Raw genomic sequence first — 17,295 nt, forward strand, 5'->3', positions numbered from 1 at the left:
CGAATTCAGGCAACGTCCGAACGTTCCCACTGTTCCTGTCGTACGAAGCGCTCCCAATGGACAGCCACCGTGGTTTTCGAGATGACTTCGAATGGCGGTTAAACTATCTCCCAGATGAAAGAGTGGCTATTAATAAATAAGTACTATCTTATTCGCTATAGTCATCAAAAATATTATATAATAGGTGAGTGATGACAACGAGTGACGTATGAAATTCACACGTCAGGAATCACAGGAGCGACTTCAGGAAACGGTGTCGAACGGCGAGCCGATCATCGGTGCGGGCGCGGGCACTGGCATCTCCGCGAAGTTCGCCGAACGTGGTGGGGTAGACCTGTTGATTATTTATAATTCCGGGCGGTACCGGATGAACGGTCGTGGATCGCTGGCAGGCCTGTTGCCGTACGGCGATGCCAACGAGATCGTTGTCGAGATGGGTCACGAAGTCATCCCGGTCGTCGAGGACACGCCAGTACTTGCGGGTGTCAACGGGACGGACCCCTTCAGGGAGATGGACGTGTTCATCGAAGATCTGAAACATCGCGGGTTCTCGGGCGTTCAGAACTTTCCGACGGTGGGGCTTATCGATGCTGACAGCGGGTTCCGCCAGAACCTGGAGGAGACAGGTATGGGTTACGACAAAGAGGTGGACATGATCCAGGAAGCAGCCGAGCAGGACATGTTGACCTGTCCGTACGTCTTCACCGAGGAGCAAGCCCGCGAGATGGCCGAAGTCGGCGCTGATGTGATCGTCTCGCATATGGGTCTGACGACGTCGGGAGATATCGGAGCAGAAACGTCTCTCGACCTCGAGACTGCAGCGGATCGAGTCCAGGCCCATCACGACGCTGCCACGGCGGTCGACGAAGATGTCATGGTGATCTGCCACGGTGGCCCGATCGCCTGGCCCGAGGACGCGAGATACGTTCTGGAAAACACCGAGGGCGTCGTCGGGTTCTTCGGTGCGTCCAGCATCGAACGTCTCCCTACCGAGGAAGCCATCGAGAACCAGGCCCGGGAGTTCAAGGAGATCGATCTCTGAAATGTCCGATCACGAGTTCTTCGTCGAACCGGACGACGTCGAGAGTCAGTTGTTCGAGTGGGGTGTACTGAAGTGGTTGAGCACGCCGGACAGTACCGGCAGTGAACGATTCAGTGCGGGCGTAGTCAAACTCGAACCCGGAAAGGGTCACGACAGACATACTCATCCAGACAGCGACGAGATACTTTTTGTCATCCGTGGAGAAGGAAAACAGGAAGTCGCCGACCGGACCCGTGAGATAGAAGCCGGTGAGATGGTCTTCGTCCCGGAAGGAGTCGAGCACGGAACGGTCAATACGGGCTGGGAACCGCTCGTGTTGCTCGCGGTCTACGCGCCGCCCGGTCCCGAAGAAGTTCTCAGAGACCATCCTGACTGTGAGATCGTTCCACCGGGGAAACTCCCGCTTTCGGAGAACGTCGAGAAGAACGCATGAGTGTCGTCATTGTCGGAACCCTCGACACAAAAGGCGAGGAGATCGGCTTCGCCAGGGACGTGCTTGAAGCGGAGGGTGTTGACGTTCATCTCGTCGATACGGGAGTGGTAGACGACCCGCAGATCGAACCGGACACCGACGCGAGCGAAGTCGCGGAGGCGGCCGGGACAGAACTCGCACACTTACGAGGGGAAGCAACGCGTGGCGAGGCGATGGAAGCGATGGGAGAGGGCGCGGCTAGCATCGTCCAGCGCATGTACGAGGACGGGGAACTGGACGGCGTGCTCGGACTCGGCGGTTCGGGCAACACGTCGATCGCTACGTCGGCGATGCGGACGCTGCCGGTCGGCGTCCCCAAGGTGATGGTCTCGACGATGGCTTCCGGCGATACCGAACCATACGTCGGTTCGAAGGACGTGATGATGATGTACTCCGTCGCCGACATCGAGGGACTCAACCAGCTCTCCCGGAAGGTGATCGCCAACGCCGCACTGGCGATGGTCGGGATGGTCAGCAACCAACCCGACGTCAATGTCGACGAGCGACCGACGATCGGGCTCACGATGTTCGGGGTCACGACGCCGTGCGTCCAGACCGCTCGCGAGTATCTCGAAGACCGTGGATACGAGACAGTTGTCTTTCACGCCACCGGCACGGGGGGACAGGCGATGGAAAACCTGATTCGCCAGGGTGTCATCGACGGCGTCCTCGACGTGACGACCACGGAATGGGCCGACGAACTCGTCGGAGGGGTACTCAGCGCCGGCCCGGAACGGCTGGACGCTGGCGCCGAAACGGGAACGCCACAGGTCGTCTCGACCGGCGCCCTGGACATGGTAAACTTCGGCCCACGAGATTCCGTGCCCGAGGAGTTCGAAGGTCGGCAGTTCCACGTCCACAATCCACAGGTCACACTGATGCGCACCACGCCCGAAGAAAACGCCGAGATCGGGGAGATCATCGCTGAAAAACTCTCGATGGCGAGCGGACCGACGGCGCTTTACCTGCCACTGGAAGGCGTCTCGATGCTCGACGTCGCTGGAGAGGATTTCTACGACCCGGAAGCCGACGAGGCGTTGTTCGACGCGATCCGGGCGAACCTCGACGAATCGATCGAACTTGTCGAGATGGAAACCGACATCAACGACGACGATTTCGCGGTGGCAATGGCGAAGAAACTCGACGAGTACATGCAAGCAGCGGGCCTCGGACCGAACGAGTAGAGCTGGTTTCGACTCCAGAACAATCTCTCTTGGACATCGATCACTTGGCCATTGGTTTCGCCGTCAGTTGCGTGTTCAGCAACCACGGTAGACGTTCGATGACGTCCGTTCCCGCTTCACGTGTACTCGTCAGTCAGCCGAATTTGCGAACGCGTCCGCAGCGGTCGTCTATCGTGGACGTTTCGCCTGCTATCGTGGCTCAGCCAACAGTTCCTCGAACCGTTCACGCACCTTCTGGACCTTCGGTGCGGCGTGCATCTGACAGTAAGCATCAGTCGGGTTCTTCTCGAAGTAGTCCTGGTGTTTCTCCTCGGCACGGTAGAACTCCGCTAACTCGGTGAGTTCCGTCACGACCTCGTCGTCGTACTCCGCGTCCAGCGCCTCGATATAGGCGGCGGCCGTTTCCCGTTGCTCGTCATCGTGATAGAGCACGATCGAACGATACTGCGTGCCCACGTCGGGGCCCTGGCGATTGAGTTGGGTCGGGTCGTGGGTCGCGAAGAACACCTCGAGCAACTCGTCGTAAGTGATCACGTCGGGATCGTATTCGACCTGTACTACCTCGGCGTGACCAGTGTTACCGGAACAGACCTGCCGGTAAGACGGATCCTCGACGTGGCCGCCGGCGTAGCCCGACGTGACCGACTCGATGCCATCCAGTGGTTTCATGGCGGCCTCGGTACACCAGAAACACCCGCCGCCGAATGTGGCCGTTGTCATACACTCCGGTAGGGTCGCGACGCGTATCAGGGTGACGAGCGCGGCGAAAGCCGCGGAGACCGAGCGGACGGTGCTCGCAGTCAGTCGTCGGTCTCGGCGACGCCGGCCTCGGCGGCCGTCGCTTCGGCCTCGTCTTCGAGGAAATCATCGGCATCCAGGGCAGCCTTCGAACCCATGCCACCGGCAGTGATCGCCTGCTGGTAGTGGTGGTCGACGACGTCGCCGGCGCCGAAAATACCGGGCACGGCCGTCTTGGTCTGGCCGCCGTCCCGACCGCCTTGCGTGTGGATGTAGCCCGTTTCGTCGAGTTTCACGTCGGAGTCTTCCAGATAGTCGGTGTTGGGCGTGTGCCCGATTGCGAGGAAGACAGCCCCGACGTCCTGTTCGAAGTGTTCGACCTCATCGGCACGGTCCGAATCGAGTTTCTCCGTGGGATGCCCGTCGGGGTGGCGGACCAGCGAGACGCCGTCGATCCCATCCTCACGGGTGCCGTGGATCTCGACGGCCTCCGTGTTACGCATGATCTCGACGTCGCCCGCATCGACGTGTTCCATGATGCGATCGACCCAGTAATCCTCGGCGCGGAATTCCTCGCGGCGGTGGGCCAGATAGACCGTGTCGGCGAACTTCGTCAGGAAGGAAGCCTCCTCCATAGCAGCGTCCCCACCGCCAACGACGAGCATGTCCTCATCGCGGAAGAACGCGCCGTCGCAGGTTGCACACGTCGAGACGCCATAGCCCATGAGTTCGTCCTCGCCGGGAATGGCGAGGGTGCGTGCGCTCGCGCCACTGGCGGCGATAAAGGCGTCACAGGTGTAGACGGTTCCATCCGTCAGTTCCACGCGGAACGGGCGTGCGCTGTCGTCGATCGATTCGACGATCCCGTTTTCGACCTCGGCCCCGAAGTTCGTCGCCTGGTCTTTCATGCGGTTGACCAACTCGGTGCCGTTGATCCCATCGGGAAAGCCGGGGTAATTAGCGACATCCGTCGTCAGTGTCAACTGGCCACCCGGTTCATCACCCTCCAAGACCAGGGGATCGTTGTTCGCGCGGCCGGCATAGACGGCCGCCGTCATGCCGGCGATACCCGAGCCGGCAATGATCAGCCGGCGGTGTTCAGCTTGCTCAGACATACCAATTTGTACAAGAGGGCGGCGTTTGTAGCTTGCGCACGCGATCCTACCGCTCGGCCAGTCAGGGCGCGTCGGTACCGTCGTGTTACCCATACTCCGCAGGGATCGGCTCTCAGTCGTCGAACGCATGACTTGTTGGTGGATGACATCATTGCTCGCTGTCTGAGAACCGCTTGTGTGCAACAGATTCCGGTATGAGTGGCTCGAACCCACGACGAGTCCGAACCTGCCCGAGCCAATTGAAGATAGCGGAAAAGAGCAGCCAAAAGTACCAGCCCAACATTCTCACGAAGGAATTAAATCAGATACCTATCTTGATACTAGTGGGAGGACAATTGCGGTTCGAGTACACATACCACGGCCATTTGTGGTATATTTTGCCGTATCAGATCGCTCTGATAAGTTTCATATCCCCGGGGGACAGAGATCCCTAGGAATGGCGAGCACCGTCAGCGGACGGCGGCCGTCACCCTCCCTCAGGGGGAACTAACAAATGCGAAACGCCAAAATCGTCTGTACGCTCGGACCAGCATCGGAGTCGAAAGAAGACATCAAAGACCTGGCCGAGGCCGGCATGTCCGTCGCCCGGCTCAACGCCAGCCACGGATCACCCGAACACCGACGGACGATGGTCGATCGAATCCGCGAGGTTGACGCGGAACTCGATAAGTCCGTCGCAGTCATGCACGATATTCCCGGGCCGGAAGTTCGGACTGCCCCGATTCGGGAGCCGATCGAACTGGAGGCTGGGACAACGGTTCGGTTCCACAAGGGCGACGACGCCACACCCGAGAACGTCGGACTGTCGGTCGACATTTCGGTCGTCGAACCGGGCGACAGTGTCTTGCTCGACGACGGTCGCATCGAGACGACCGTCGAGAAAGTCGAGGACGGCGACGTCTACGCACATGTCGAGAACGGCGGCGAACTCGGTGCACGCAAAGGCGTCAACGTCCCCGGCGTCGAGCTCGGCCTGCCGTTCCCGACCGAGAAAGACCGGACCGAACTGCAGGTTGCCGCCGAGGAGGAAGTCGATCTGGTGGCAGCGAGTTTCGTCCGAGACGGCGACGACGTTCGCAAGATCAGCGAGTACCTCGAAGAACAGGGCACGGAAGTCCCGGTCATCTCGAAGATCGAACGGAAAGGTGCCGTCGAGAACTTGGACAGTATCATCGACGCCTCCTACGGCGTGATGGTCGCCCGCGGGGACCTGGGCGTCGAGCTCCCCTTAGAAGAAGTGCCGCTCTACCAGAAACGGATTATCCGGAAGTGCAACGAAGCAGGCGTTCCCGTCATCACGGCGACGGAGATGCTCGACTCAATGAAAGAGTCCCGCCGCCCGACGCGGGCGGAAGCCTCCGACGTCGCCAACGCGATCTTCGACGGCACCGATGCCGTCATGCTCAGCGGCGAGACGGCGATCGGCGAGCACCCACCCCGAGTCGTCAGGACGATGGGCAATATTGTCAAAGAAGTCGAACAAAGCGGAGAGTTCGCCCAACTCCGTGAACAGCGCGTCCCGACATCCGACGAGACGCGGACCGATGCACTGGCACACGCCGCCCGAACGCTCTCTGAAGACATCGACGCTGAGGCGATCGTCGCAGCCAGCGAATCCGGCTATACGGCCCTTCGCGTCGCCAAGTTCCGGCCGCCGATCCCGATCATCGCCTCGACGCCCAGCGAGCGGGTCCGGCGACAACTCGCGCTCTCGCGTGGCGTTTACCCGACGACAGCACCGTACACCACCGAAGGGGCTGACGCGATCATCCAGAACGCGGTCCAGTCAGCACTCGAAACTGGCATCGCGGAGAACGGCGACACTGTCGTCGTCATCTCGGGGATGATGACCGAACTGGACGGTGTCGACACGTCGAACATGCTGAAGGTCCACGTCGCGGCCGAGACTGTCTCCTCCGGCGAGTCGATCGTCGACGGACTCGTCACAAACAAAGTGGTCACATCCACTGATGGGGATCTCAGTGACGTCCCCGACGGGGCAATTCTGGCCCTGTCTGACTCCTTCGACGGCGAATTCGCAGGCGATCCTGCCAAACTCAGCGGCATCATCGACGGGAGTGACGACCGGCGCAGTCACGCAGCTGTCGTCGGGCGAGAACTCGACCTCCCGACGGTCAGCCACATGGCTGTCCCGGAGGACCTCGAAGATGGAACAACAGTCACACTCGACGCCGAGCGCGGCGTCCTGTATAAAGGTCCGCTGGGGACACGTGCAGACGAGAACTGACGCGATACCGGAGTAAGCGAGATTTTCCTGCGCTTTCACGTCCGTTCGGTAGCCACAAATTGGGCGATCCCCGCCGTCCGGAAATATGTGCAATTAAGTGTTGGAGTGCCATCTGTGTGCGCATATGGCCGCGTATGCAGGGATCGACCTCGGTGCAAGTTACGTCCGTGCCGTCGTCGGCGACGAAACTGGCGACGAACTCGGGAAGTACAAGCGCGAAACACCGCAGGGGCCGACAGGCATCGCCGTCACAGACGCAGTCCTGGAGACCCTCAAAGACGCCTGCGGGGATGCCGGCGTCGAACCCTCGGCCCTGGAAGCGGTCGGTATGGGGACGATCGGTCCGCTGAACCTCGCAGAGGGTGAGATCGAGAACCCGGCGAACCTGCCCGATACGATCGACCGAATCCCGCTGACCGGACCGATCAGCAACCTCGCCGAAACCGAGGACGTCCACTTGCACAACGACGCGATCGCCGGCGTGATCGGCGAGCGCTTCCATAGCGAGCGCAATCCCGACGACATGGTCTACCTGACGATTTCGACAGGAATCGGCGCTGGGATCGCCTGCGACGGACACATCCTCAGTGGCTGGGACGGTAACGCCGGCGAAGTCGGTCACATGACTCTCGACACAGAGGGCACGATGGATTGTGGCTGTGGTCAGGATGGCCACTGGGAAGCCTACGCATCCGGACAGAACATCCCCCGGTACGCCCGCGAGTACTACGAGGCCGGCGACTGGGAGACGGACATGCCCATCATGGACGCGGATTTCACCGCCCCGGACCTCTTTGAGTACGCCGGCGAAGACGAGTTTGCCGACACGTTCATCGATCGGCTGGCCCGGTTTAACGCGATGGGCGTCGCCAATATCGTCCAGGCCTACGCGCCGTTGATTATCTACATCGGTGGTGGCGTCGCCGAGAACAATCCCGAGTTGGTCGTCGACAAGATTCGCCAGCAATTACCCGACATGGTGTTCGGGAATATCCCTGAGATCAAGATCACGACGCTGGGCGACGACGTCGTCCTCAAGGGAGCCCTCGCGAGCGCGATGACCGAGGGAACGGGCGACCGCGAGAAACTGCGTGGCTAAGTCGTTTCGAGAGTGGCGACAGTGACACCCCACTCGATATTCTCAGACGAGGGTGTGGTCTCGACCAACTCCCGCGGTTCCGTTCGCTGCCTGTGTGTCTGGAGACGGCTGAACAACAGTTATCAGTCCGCCCCGAGGTCGTACAGTTTCCGGAACGCGATCGTCGGAAACCGTGGTTCCAGGCGGCTCGGTGGACGACCGGACCCGCTTGTCCGCTCGGCGGTGACGCGATGGAAGATATCGGCGTCTGCGAGTTCGTAGAGAAACCGCCTGATGGTTCCGGTCGAGAGGTCAACCCGTGTCGAGTCTGCGATCGCCTCGGTGGTCTCGCTGACTGATGAGAGATATGTATCATCAAGTTCCAGAAACGCTCGCAACACGCGTCGTCGATTCGGTGCGAGTGCCAGGACGGTCCCCAGTGATGTACCTCCCTTCGGGACGGCTTCGATACCTGCTTCGATGTCTGCCGACCGGAGCGTTTCTCGGCCGTTATCCTCGGCGAGGACTGTCGCACCGAACAGCGCGGCGAGGGCATCGTGTGCGTTCCCGCCCGCCCGGGAAGCGATTTGGCGGGCCTGATCGTACGTCAGGACGTCGTCCGCGAGACCGGAGGAACCACGCGTCATCAACACGTCGATCAACACTTGCTGGCCGTAGCCCGGTATTTCTATCTCTGCGAGGTCTGGTGCTCCGTCGACGTCACTCGGCGGCGTTTGGCCGATGAAGACTATCGCGATTGCGTCATCGAGTGTTGCTAGTGCAGCATGGATATCAGTCGGCGACTGTTCGAGGGCGTCAGCGTGATCGACAGCGATCACCGCCCCAGGCCGGTCCGAAAGCAGTGACTGGAGTCGAGCGGTGACTGTATCCGTACTGACACCACGCGAGGGCCCGTCACCGCCGGTCATATCAGAGAGGATCTGACGATACAGCTGGAATTCGCTATCGACTTCACGACCGTTTACGTAGACTGACCGCGGCAATTCGACGCTCTGGGCTCTCGTCGTGGTTTGGATAGCTGTTCGTGGCTGCATCGCCGGCGTCTCCAGGTGGGAAAACACCGCGGAGACAACAGCTGACTTGCCGCTGCCCGGTGGCCCCCACACGTACCCATCTGGTGGGAGCGAGCCGTCGAAAACGGGATTGAGGTGGTCGAGGAGGCGTTCGACGACCGGACCCCGACCGACAGGCTCTGGGACGTGTACGGCCGGATTGAGCAGGTCGTAGTCGAGGACCAACGTCTGATCCGTCCCGCGTTGCCGTCGTCGTCTGATTCGGGCCTCGATGTCCATTGTCGATGTATCGTTTTGTATATCGTTTTTGATCGCCGATCAAAACCGCTCCGGTTTGAGGGATGGCCGAAAGCAACTATCGAAGTGCAATCTCTGCCAGGGCATCCAGTATCGTCCCGTCGCTCCGAACGCAGCGACGGACAGCTGAGTTCTCCGCGAGGTGACCCTCTCCAACCGTCCGTTCGGCCGGTGAGAGCACTTCCCGAGACGTTCGAGTCTTCTCTTCAAATAGAAAGTAAACTCTGATCTAGAGGTAACCAGCGTTCGGCAGGACGCCGACAATTGACAACACGGCGACGATGAACATGACGATCGCGATGGCCATCGCCGGCGGGTCGACGTGGGTACCCGAATGGGCGTAGAACAGCCGCTGGGTCAATTCACCGAACAGACCGGTGACTGCACCGAAGACGCCCGCGGCGAGTAACGCGATGACGGGGCTAAACTCGGGCAGCAAGACGGCTGCCCCGACCGATCCCAGAAGTGTAATGTGGTGGGTCACCGGGATCTTCTCGACGCCAAGATTCAGGAACAGCAGACTCATCGCCGAGATGCCATAGCCCATGAAGATGCTCCCGGTTTTGATGTAGATGAAACCAGCGAGGATACCGCCGACGAGCCCGATCGCCGTGACGCCTGACCACCGGTACTGGTGGGGGAGCCACGGTTCAGTCGCCAGTCGACCGGCATGTTCCTCGCGCCCACTGTCGGCCTTTGGATGTGATTCCTCCTGCTCGAACGGCGACATGTCGAGATACCCGTTCCCCTTCGACGTCCCGATGATCGGGTAGCCAAAGACCGGGCGCGCGAGAAACGCGGTCGCGAAGACCGAAAACGCGATGAAGTCGGTCACTGCGGTTCCATCGACGACGACGACCGCATACCCAACTTCAGTGATCAACATACCGATCGCCCCGAAGATTGCGCCCACAGCGAGAATATCGGGTTTCGTCCCGAAGGCGTACGAGATGTCTTTCCCGAAGTGATAATCCCAGCCGTTGGGTTCCATCTCGGGATATTTCTTGGCTGCGTAGGCGGTCGCCGCGACGCCACCCGCGAAGGCGATGTGGGGGCCGGTGATCGCCCCGAACCCGATGACGCCAGTCACGTCGCCCGTGAAGGCGGTTCCGGGGACGGCCTCGAGACCGAAGACGCGAGTGACGATGTCGATCCCTTCACCGAGAAAGACCACGAAGCCGGTGAAGATGAAGGCGGGGAGCGCACCGAGGGCGGCACCGAACGCGCCGCCTGCAAGCGCCGTGATGAGTAAGAGGGCAAAGTCCTCCCAGGAGCCGCCGATCACCGGAACCGCGAGGAAGACGTCGAGCATGGTTACTCGTCTCCCTCGTCCTGTGCCCACCCGAGTGATCGCTCGACGGCGTCGTCCCAGCGATCGTAGAGAGTGTGCGCTTCCCCGGCGTCGATCTCGGGGGAGAATTCACGGTCGACGACCCAATTGTCACGGAGTTCCTCCTGGGTTTCCCAGTAGCCGACGGCGAGCCCGGCGGCGTAGGCGGCACCGAGTGCGGTCGTCTCGTCGACCTCAGGCCGGACGATGTCCGTCTGGATGATGTCCGATTGGAGCTGACAGAGGAAGTTGTTCTTGACCGCGCCACCGTCCACCCGGAGTGACGTTGTTTCGACCCCGGAATCCGCTTCCATGGCCTCGGCGACATCCCGCGTCAGATAGCCGATCGATTCCAGCGTCGCACGCACGATGTGTTCCTTTTGAGTGCCACGGGTCATTCCTACAATGGTCCCGCGGGCCCGGCCGTCCCAGTGTGGCGCTCCGAGACCGGTGAAGGCAGGGACCATGTAGACGCCGTCGGTCGAGTCGACAGAGCTGGCGAGTTCAGCCGTCTGTGCGGCATTGTTGATCAGATCGACATCCTCCAGCCACTCGATCGCCGCGCCGGTCACGAAGATCGATCCCTCCAGAGCGTACTGGACGGGTTCGCCGGACATCTGGAACCCGATCGTGGTCAATAGTCCGTGTTCGGACTCGACGGCTTCAGTCCCCGTGTTCATCAGGTAGAACGACCCGGTCCCGTAGGTGTTTTTGGCATCACCCTTATCGAAACAGGTCTGACCGAACAGTGCGGCCTGTTGGTCACCCAACGCCCCCGCGACCGGGATCGCTTCGCCGAGGAACCCGTCCGGGTCCGTGTGCCCGTAGTAGTTCCCGTCCGAAGAGGGACGTACCTCGGGTAGCATCGGTTCGGGAACGTCGAACTCCTCAAGAAGTTCGTCGTCCCACTCGAGGTCGTGGATGTTGTACAACATCGTCCGGGAGGCGTTGGTCACGTCCGTGATGTGATTGCCGGTGAGGTTGTGGATGAGCCAGGAGTCGGGGGTGCCCATCAGAAGCTCGCCGGCTGCTGCCCGGTCCCGGACGTTCTCTGCGCGAGTACTCTGTAACTTGAGCGGTTCGGCGTTATCTAAGAGCCACTCCGTTTTCGTCGCCGAGAAGTACGCGTCGGCCTCCAGTCCGGTCTTCGAACGGATCCACTCGACTTTCTCGTCGTCCTGGAGCTCCTCGACCCGATCGGTCGTCCGGCGGTCTTGCCAGACGATCGCGTTGTGGATCGGCCGACCCGAGGGCTCGTCCCAGACGATTGTGGTCTCGCGTTGGTTGGTGATCCCGATCCCCTCGAGTTGGGCAGGTTCGACAGACGCCTTTTCGAGCCCTTTCAAGACGACATCCTGGGTGTTCTCCCAGATCTCTATCGGATCGTGTTCGACCCACCCGGGCTCCGGGTAAATCTGTTCGTGTGTCTCGTATGCGTTTGAAACGATCTGCCCACTGTGATCGAAGACCATGAACCGAGTCCCAGTCGTCCCTTGGTCGATGGCGCCGATGTACGTGTCTGTCATGTGTAGTCCAGTGGAGACAATACTTTATTAGCATGCCTCCATCCGAGAGTATACAACAGAATCATTAATTATAAATCTGCCGAATGGATCGGATAATACAGGATTTTATTGCCCATTTCGAAGTATCGAATTCAAAGTTCACTATCGGCCCGGGACTGGAGTAACAATAAAGTGGGAGTGGACCGTTATTAATGATATTAAATGAACAACACACCTCACGTGGTCGTCGTCGGTGGCGGGTCGACGGGCGTCGGCATCGCTCGCGACGCGGCGATGCGCGGGTTCGAGGTGACCCTCGTCGAGAAGGGGAATCTCACCCACGGCACGACCGGACGGATGCACGGGTTGTTGCACAGCGGCGGCCGATACGCCGTCTCAGATCAGGAGAGCGCACGCGAGTGTATCGAGGAGAACATGATTCTCCGGGAGATCGCGACCCACTGCGTCGAAGATACCGGGGGACTTTTCGTCAAACGGCCCGAAGATACCGAGGAGTACTATCAAGAGAAACTTGAGGGCTTACGGGCGTGTTCGATTCCGGCGACCGAACTCACCGCGGCGGAAGCACGGGCGCGCGAGCCGTATCTCGCGAAAGACATCGACAAAGCCATCGAAGTACCCGACGGCGCGATCGATCCGTTCCGGCTCTGTGTGGCCAACGCCAAGAGCGCCCAGAACCACGGCGCGCGCGTCGAGACGTTCTCGGAAGTAACCGACCTACTGGTCGAAGACGGCGAGATCGTCGGCGTCGAAGTCACCCACGAGAGTGGCTCCGGCAACCACGTCCATGGCGTCGAAGGGGCTGTCGAGGAAATTCGCGCCGATCACGTCGTCAACGCGGCCGGGGCCTGGACGGGCGAACTCGCTGCGATGGCGGACATCGACGTCGAAGTCCGCCCCTCGAAGGGCGTCATGACGATCATGAACGTCCGGCAGGTCGACACCGTGATCAACCGCTGTAAACCCAAGGGCGATGCCGACATCGTCGTCCCCCACGAGACGACCGCAATCCTCGGGACGACCGACGAGGAGGTTAGCGATCCCGCCGAGTACCCCGAAGAACAGTGGGAAGTCGACCTGATGATCGAGGAACTCGGCAAACTCGTGCCGATCCTCGAGGACGCCCGGACGATCCGCTCTTTTTGGGGCGTGCGACCGCTGTACGAACCGCCCGACACTGGGACCGACGACCCGACAGACATCACTCGACAGTTCTTCCTGCTCGATCACGACGAACGCGATGATCGGCCGGGCATGACGACCATCGTCGGCGGAAAGCTAACGACCTACCGGCTCATGGCCGAGCAACTCGTCGACCATCTGGCCGAGAAATTCGGGATCGAGGCGGCCTGCCGGACGGCCGAGGAACCACTCCCCGGCAGCGAGGACGAGGGAGCCATCGAGGCCGCCATGAACGAGTTCGGCCTTCGGTCCCCGATCGGCAAGCGCAGCGCCGAACGCCTCGGTTCACGGACTGCGGACGTTCTCGACACCGACGAGCCGAACCCGGTCGTCTGTGGGTGTGAGGCAGTGACGCGGGCCGAGGTACAGGACGCCATCGAAGAGTCTGGCAGCAACCTCAACGCGGTCCGAATCCGGACCCGCGCCTCGATGGGGAACTGTCAGGGCGGGTTCTGCTCTCACCGGATGGCGAACGAACTCCACCCCGACTACGACGAGCGACAGGCCCGGACAGCACTAGACGAACTCTACCAGGAACGCTGGAAGGGCCAACGCCACGCGCTTTGGGGTGAACAACTCGGACAGGCGATGATTACCTACGCGATGCACGCCTTGACGATGAACCGTGACCGCGATCCGGCAGCGACCGAGGACTCGCTGGATTTCGGTGCCTTTGACGCGGGACCGAGCACCGAGGCCAGGACAACGGCGGATGAGTCGGCGGGCATCGCCACCGACGGTGGCGAGGAGGGCACCCATGGCGATTGACTCGGATGTCCTGGTGATCGGCGGTGGAATCGCCGGGATCTCGTCGGCGCTGGCGGCTCGGCAAGCAGGGGCCGACGTGCGCCTCGTCAGCGAGGCTGAGACGACGCTGCATCACGCAAGCGGTCTGCTCGATGTGCTTGGATACCACCCGAACGCGGCTGGCGAGGGGCCGGTTGTCGACCCGTTCGACGCCATCGCGGACCTCCCGGACAGCCATCCCTATGCGATCGTGGGCGAGAGCGCGGTTCGAGACGGACTCGCGCTTCTCGACGACGCTCTGGGCGAGGCATATCAGGGGAGTTACACCGACGCGAACGCCCTGGTTCCGACCCACGGCGGGACGGTCAAGCCCACAGCACGGTATCCAGCGAGCGTCGCGGCGGGCCTCGCCAGCGACGACCGCGAAATGGTGCTGGTTGACTTCGAACGTCTCACGGGCTTCGACGCCGGCGTCGCCGCCGACCACCTCGCAGCTGCGGGGATTCCCGCCGACACGAGCGCCGCGACCGTCGAATTCCCGATTGTCGTGCGCGACGACGCGAAAGTAACTCGCTATGCCCATCTGCTGGACGAGAACCCGACGGTCACAGTCGAGGGACGCGAACGGCGTGTCCGGGCCGCTCTCGCCGACGCCATCGAACCACACGTCGGCGATGCCGAACGGGTCGGGTTCCCTGCCGTGCTGGGGGTCGATCATCCGGCGGAGATCCGGGCGGAACTCCAAGACCGCCTCGACGCGGCGATCTTCGAGGTGCCGATGGGGCCGCCCAGCGTCCCCGGACTCCGACTGGAAGATCGGCTCTATGCCGCCCTCGATGATGCGGGCGGACGGATCGAGGCCGGCGGTGGCCCGATCGTGGGATTCGACGCCACCGAGGGGACGATCTCGGAAGTGTATCTGGATCGCTCCGGGAGCCCAATCCCCTACGCGGCAGACCAATACGTCCTCGCAACGGGCGACGTGGCCGGTGGCGGTATCGACTCCGACCGGGAGGGCGTCACCGAGCCGATTTTCGGCTGTCACGTTCCCCACCCAACGGATCGCTACGAGTGGTTCGACGAAGCGGCCTTTGGCGATCACGACTTCGCGGAGTTTGGTGTGGTCATCGACGAGATGCTTCGGCCAGTCGCAGAGACTGGTGACCCCGAGTTCTCGAACCTCCGGGCGGCGGGGGCCGTGATCGGTGGCTACGACTATCCTGCGGAGAAATCGGCGAGCGGTGTTTCGATCGCGACCGGCTACGCTGCCGGTCGCCAAGCGGCGAGGGAGGCTTGATCCAATGAGTGATACACAGCGCGGCGATACCGGGACGGATCGTGACGAGGCCGAGACCGAGTCGGACCCACCGGAGGGCTACGAACCACTCGACGTCTTTGGCACGACGACCGAGATGGATCTCAGGTCCGGGGCCGACAACTGTACGAAGGTCGGGACCTGTGACGCCGAGTGTCCCGTCGCCGAAGTCAATGACGACTTTCCTGGCCCGCAGTTCCAGGGACCCGAACAGTGGCGACTCTCTGAGAAGGACGACGTCGAGATCGACGATTCGATCACTGAGTGCTCGAACTGTCTCCAATGTGATAGCGGGTGTCCCTCCGGGGTGCCCTTCAGCGAGATGCACAACACCGCACGGGCGAAGTACGTCATGGAGGACCAGCCCCTTTCGATCAAGAAGATCCGCAATCGGATCCTCGCCAACTACCGGACTTCGGCCTGGCTGGCCTCGAAGCTCCCCCGGACGGCGAATTTCTTCATGAACAACGGGGTCGTCCGATGGGCCATGGAGAAGACGATGAAGATCCCAAGCGAACGGGAGTTTCCGGAGTTTGCCACCCAGACGTTTCGGGAATGGTGGGGAAAGCGAGGCGGCGAAGCCGCCTCGAAAGAGCGAGCGCGGGCGGCGCGAACAGAGCGAGGGGAGGAGCGGGACGCGGACAAGCGCGTCGCGTACTTCCACGGCTGCTATTCGAACTACAACACGACCGAGGTCGCCAAAGCGATGGTTCGGGTCTATGAATCACTGGGCTATGAGATCACGGTCCCGAAACAGAAGTGCTCGGGGACGCCGATGTTCGCCAACGGCCGCGTTGATGACGCCCGGCGACACGCGAAAGTCAATGTCGAACACATGGGCAACGCGATCGCTGAGGGCTACGACGTGATCTGCACCTGTTCATCGTGTTCGCTTGCGCTCCGCCAGGAATACCCCGATCTGTTCGACTTAGAGGGGATCGACGAACTCGCCGCCCACACCTACGATGCCATGGAGTACCTCCGGATCCACGAGGATCTCGAAGCCGAACTCGCTGGGGCCGAGGTCGAGGAGTTCCCCGACGTCGCCTATCACGCGCCGTGTCACTCACGGAATCAGGGCCTGGGCCGCCAGGCCGTCGAACTCTTCGAAGACGTCGAAGGCGTCACCGTCACCGATGTCGGTGACTCCTGTTCGGGCATCTCGGGGACCTACGGCTGGAAATCGGAAAAGTACGAGACCTCGATGGAGATCGGCGAAGAGATGTTCGATCACATGGAAGAAGCCGACGCTCAGGCCGGCATGACCGAGTGTCCGACCTGCTCGATGCAGATGGAACACGGGACGGGCTACGAGATTTCCCACCCGATGGAGTTACTTGAAGCCGTACTCGTCGACTGATGACGATCAGGTGATCTCCAATCCGACATGCGTGCCGTGGGACGACGCTTGTCCGCCTTGGGCGGGGCGAAATCGCTATTTCGATCGTTCCTGATCGGGTCGATCAGTCGTCTCCTTTGACAAACGTGACTGGGCAGGACGCATCCAGCATGATGTCCTGGGCGACGCTACCGAACACTGCTTTCCCGCTCGGCGAGCGTTTGCTCCCGCCGACAACGATCCGGTCGGCCCCGATCTCGGCCGCGTGGTCGACAATTTCAGTCGCGTGATCGCCCTTTCGGCCACGGATATCGTACTCGATGCCCGCCGAGTCAAGAACCCCCGTCAAGTCCTTTATCGTCCCGTGGCGACGGGCGACCTCGGAGGGGTCAGGCGCCGTGTGCTCATCGAAGTCGAGCCGATCGATCACGTCGTCGAACTCACTCGGCGTGAATACGTGTACGAGGTCAACGGTCGCGTCGCTTGGCCCGGCGACTTCGACGACGGTTTCGGCGAGTTCGTCGGCACGATCACTATCTTTCGGCCCGACGGCCAGCAGAACGGTTTCGAGCGTCATAGTTACAGATACGAGCCAGATAATAAGAAACCACGTGTTCTTGTGCGCCAATCGGGCCAGGAAGGCCATCG

The 17,295-nt window shown here is 61.3% G+C and carries 14 protein-coding genes; 8 read left to right on the forward strand and 6 right to left on the reverse strand.

All coding sequences use genetic code 11. The features are described 5' to 3' along the window. Window positions 1–208 precede the first annotated feature (208 nt). From HZR20_RS00970 to HZR20_RS00980, 3 genes are read left to right on the forward strand one after another with little or no spacing between them, the layout of a single operon-like run. Complete coding sequence (locus HZR20_RS00970) at window positions 209–1,042, forward strand: phosphoenolpyruvate hydrolase family protein (protein ID WP_181684725.1); 834 nt, start codon at window positions 209–211, stop codon at window positions 1,040–1,042. Window position 1,043: 1 nt separating this feature from the next. Next, on the forward strand, window positions 1,044–1,475 hold the full coding sequence (locus tag HZR20_RS00975) for a cupin domain-containing protein (protein ID WP_181684726.1): 432 nt from the start codon (window positions 1,044–1,046) through the stop codon (window positions 1,473–1,475). After that, window positions 1,472–2,698 (forward strand): Tm-1-like ATP-binding domain-containing protein, encoded by a 1,227-nt coding sequence (locus HZR20_RS00980; RefSeq protein ID WP_181684727.1) that lies wholly within the window; start codon window positions 1,472–1,474, stop codon window positions 2,696–2,698. Before HZR20_RS00975 ends, HZR20_RS00980 begins: the two co-directional genes overlap by 4 nt. Window positions 2,699–2,887: 189 nt before the next feature. Here HZR20_RS00980 and msrA read toward each other — a convergent pair whose 3' ends face one another. Next, complete coding sequence (gene msrA / locus HZR20_RS00985; RefSeq protein WP_181684728.1) at window positions 2,888–3,418, reverse strand: peptide-methionine (S)-S-oxide reductase MsrA; 531 nt, start codon at window positions 3,416–3,418, stop codon at window positions 2,888–2,890. 80 nt (window positions 3,419–3,498) lie between these two features. Beyond that, on the reverse strand, window positions 3,499–4,551 hold the full coding sequence (locus HZR20_RS00990; RefSeq protein ID WP_181684729.1) for an NAD(P)/FAD-dependent oxidoreductase: 1,053 nt from the start codon (window positions 4,549–4,551) through the stop codon (window positions 3,499–3,501). A gap of 493 nt (window positions 4,552–5,044) precedes the next feature. Between HZR20_RS00990 and pyk the strand changes: the two genes are divergently transcribed. Both pyk and HZR20_RS01000 read left to right on the forward strand, forming a co-directional pair. Continuing rightward, window positions 5,045–6,799: a pyruvate kinase gene (gene pyk, locus HZR20_RS00995; RefSeq protein ID WP_181684730.1), complete on the forward strand. Its 1,755-nt coding sequence runs from the start codon at window positions 5,045–5,047 to the stop codon at window positions 6,797–6,799. Between the two features lie 124 nt (window positions 6,800–6,923). Further along, complete coding sequence (locus HZR20_RS01000) at window positions 6,924–7,898, forward strand: ROK family protein (RefSeq protein WP_181684731.1); 975 nt, start codon at window positions 6,924–6,926, stop codon at window positions 7,896–7,898. Window positions 7,899–8,020: 122 nt separating this feature from the next. Here the strand turns inward: HZR20_RS01000 and HZR20_RS01005 are convergent, their stop codons facing one another. The 3 genes from HZR20_RS01005 to glpK all read right to left on the reverse strand — a co-directional run bounded on the left by HZR20_RS01005 (window position 8,021) and on the right by glpK (window position 12,064). Beyond that, a complete protein-coding gene (locus tag HZR20_RS01005; RefSeq protein WP_181684732.1) occupies window positions 8,021–9,190 on the reverse strand; it encodes a Cdc6/Cdc18 family protein in 1,170 nt (389 codons plus the stop codon). Window positions 9,191–9,437: 247 nt separating this feature from the next. Beyond that, window positions 9,438–10,520 (reverse strand): hypothetical protein, encoded by a 1,083-nt coding sequence (locus HZR20_RS01010; protein WP_181684733.1) that lies wholly within the window; start codon window positions 10,518–10,520, stop codon window positions 9,438–9,440. A 2-nt stretch (window positions 10,521–10,522) separates the two neighbouring features. Further along, window positions 10,523–12,064 (reverse strand): glycerol kinase GlpK, encoded by a 1,542-nt coding sequence (gene glpK / locus HZR20_RS01015; RefSeq protein WP_181684734.1) that lies wholly within the window; start codon window positions 12,062–12,064, stop codon window positions 10,523–10,525. 201 nt (window positions 12,065–12,265) lie between these two features. On the opposite strand from glpK, the gene glpA reads away from it, so the two are divergent. The 3 genes from glpA to HZR20_RS01030 are packed head-to-tail and all read left to right on the forward strand — an operon-like array spanning window position 12,266 to window position 16,668. Continuing rightward, window positions 12,266–14,014, forward strand: a complete 1,749-nt coding sequence (gene glpA / locus HZR20_RS01020) for an anaerobic glycerol-3-phosphate dehydrogenase subunit GlpA (protein WP_181684735.1) — start codon at window positions 12,266–12,268, stop codon at window positions 14,012–14,014. Further along, the gene (gene glpB / locus HZR20_RS01025) at window positions 14,004–15,290 is read left to right on the forward strand and encodes a glycerol-3-phosphate dehydrogenase subunit GlpB (RefSeq protein WP_181684736.1); all 1,287 of its coding nucleotides are present in this window, start codon (window positions 14,004–14,006) and stop codon (window positions 15,288–15,290) included. Before glpA ends, glpB begins: the two co-directional genes overlap by 11 nt. A 4-nt stretch (window positions 15,291–15,294) precedes the next feature. Continuing rightward, a complete protein-coding gene (locus tag HZR20_RS01030; RefSeq protein WP_181684737.1) occupies window positions 15,295–16,668 on the forward strand; it encodes an anaerobic glycerol-3-phosphate dehydrogenase subunit C in 1,374 nt (457 codons plus the stop codon). A 103-nt stretch (window positions 16,669–16,771) separates the two neighbouring features. Here the strand turns inward: HZR20_RS01030 and HZR20_RS01035 are convergent, their stop codons facing one another. Next, window positions 16,772–17,224, reverse strand: coding sequence for a universal stress protein (locus HZR20_RS01035; protein WP_181684738.1), 453 nt, complete (start codon window positions 17,222–17,224; stop codon window positions 16,772–16,774). Window positions 17,225–17,295: the final 71 nt, after the last annotated feature.

The sequence above is a fragment of the Halorhabdus salina genome, assembly GCF_013839425.1.
GTDB lineage: Archaea > Halobacteriota > Halobacteria > Halobacteriales > Haloarculaceae > Halorhabdus > Halorhabdus salina.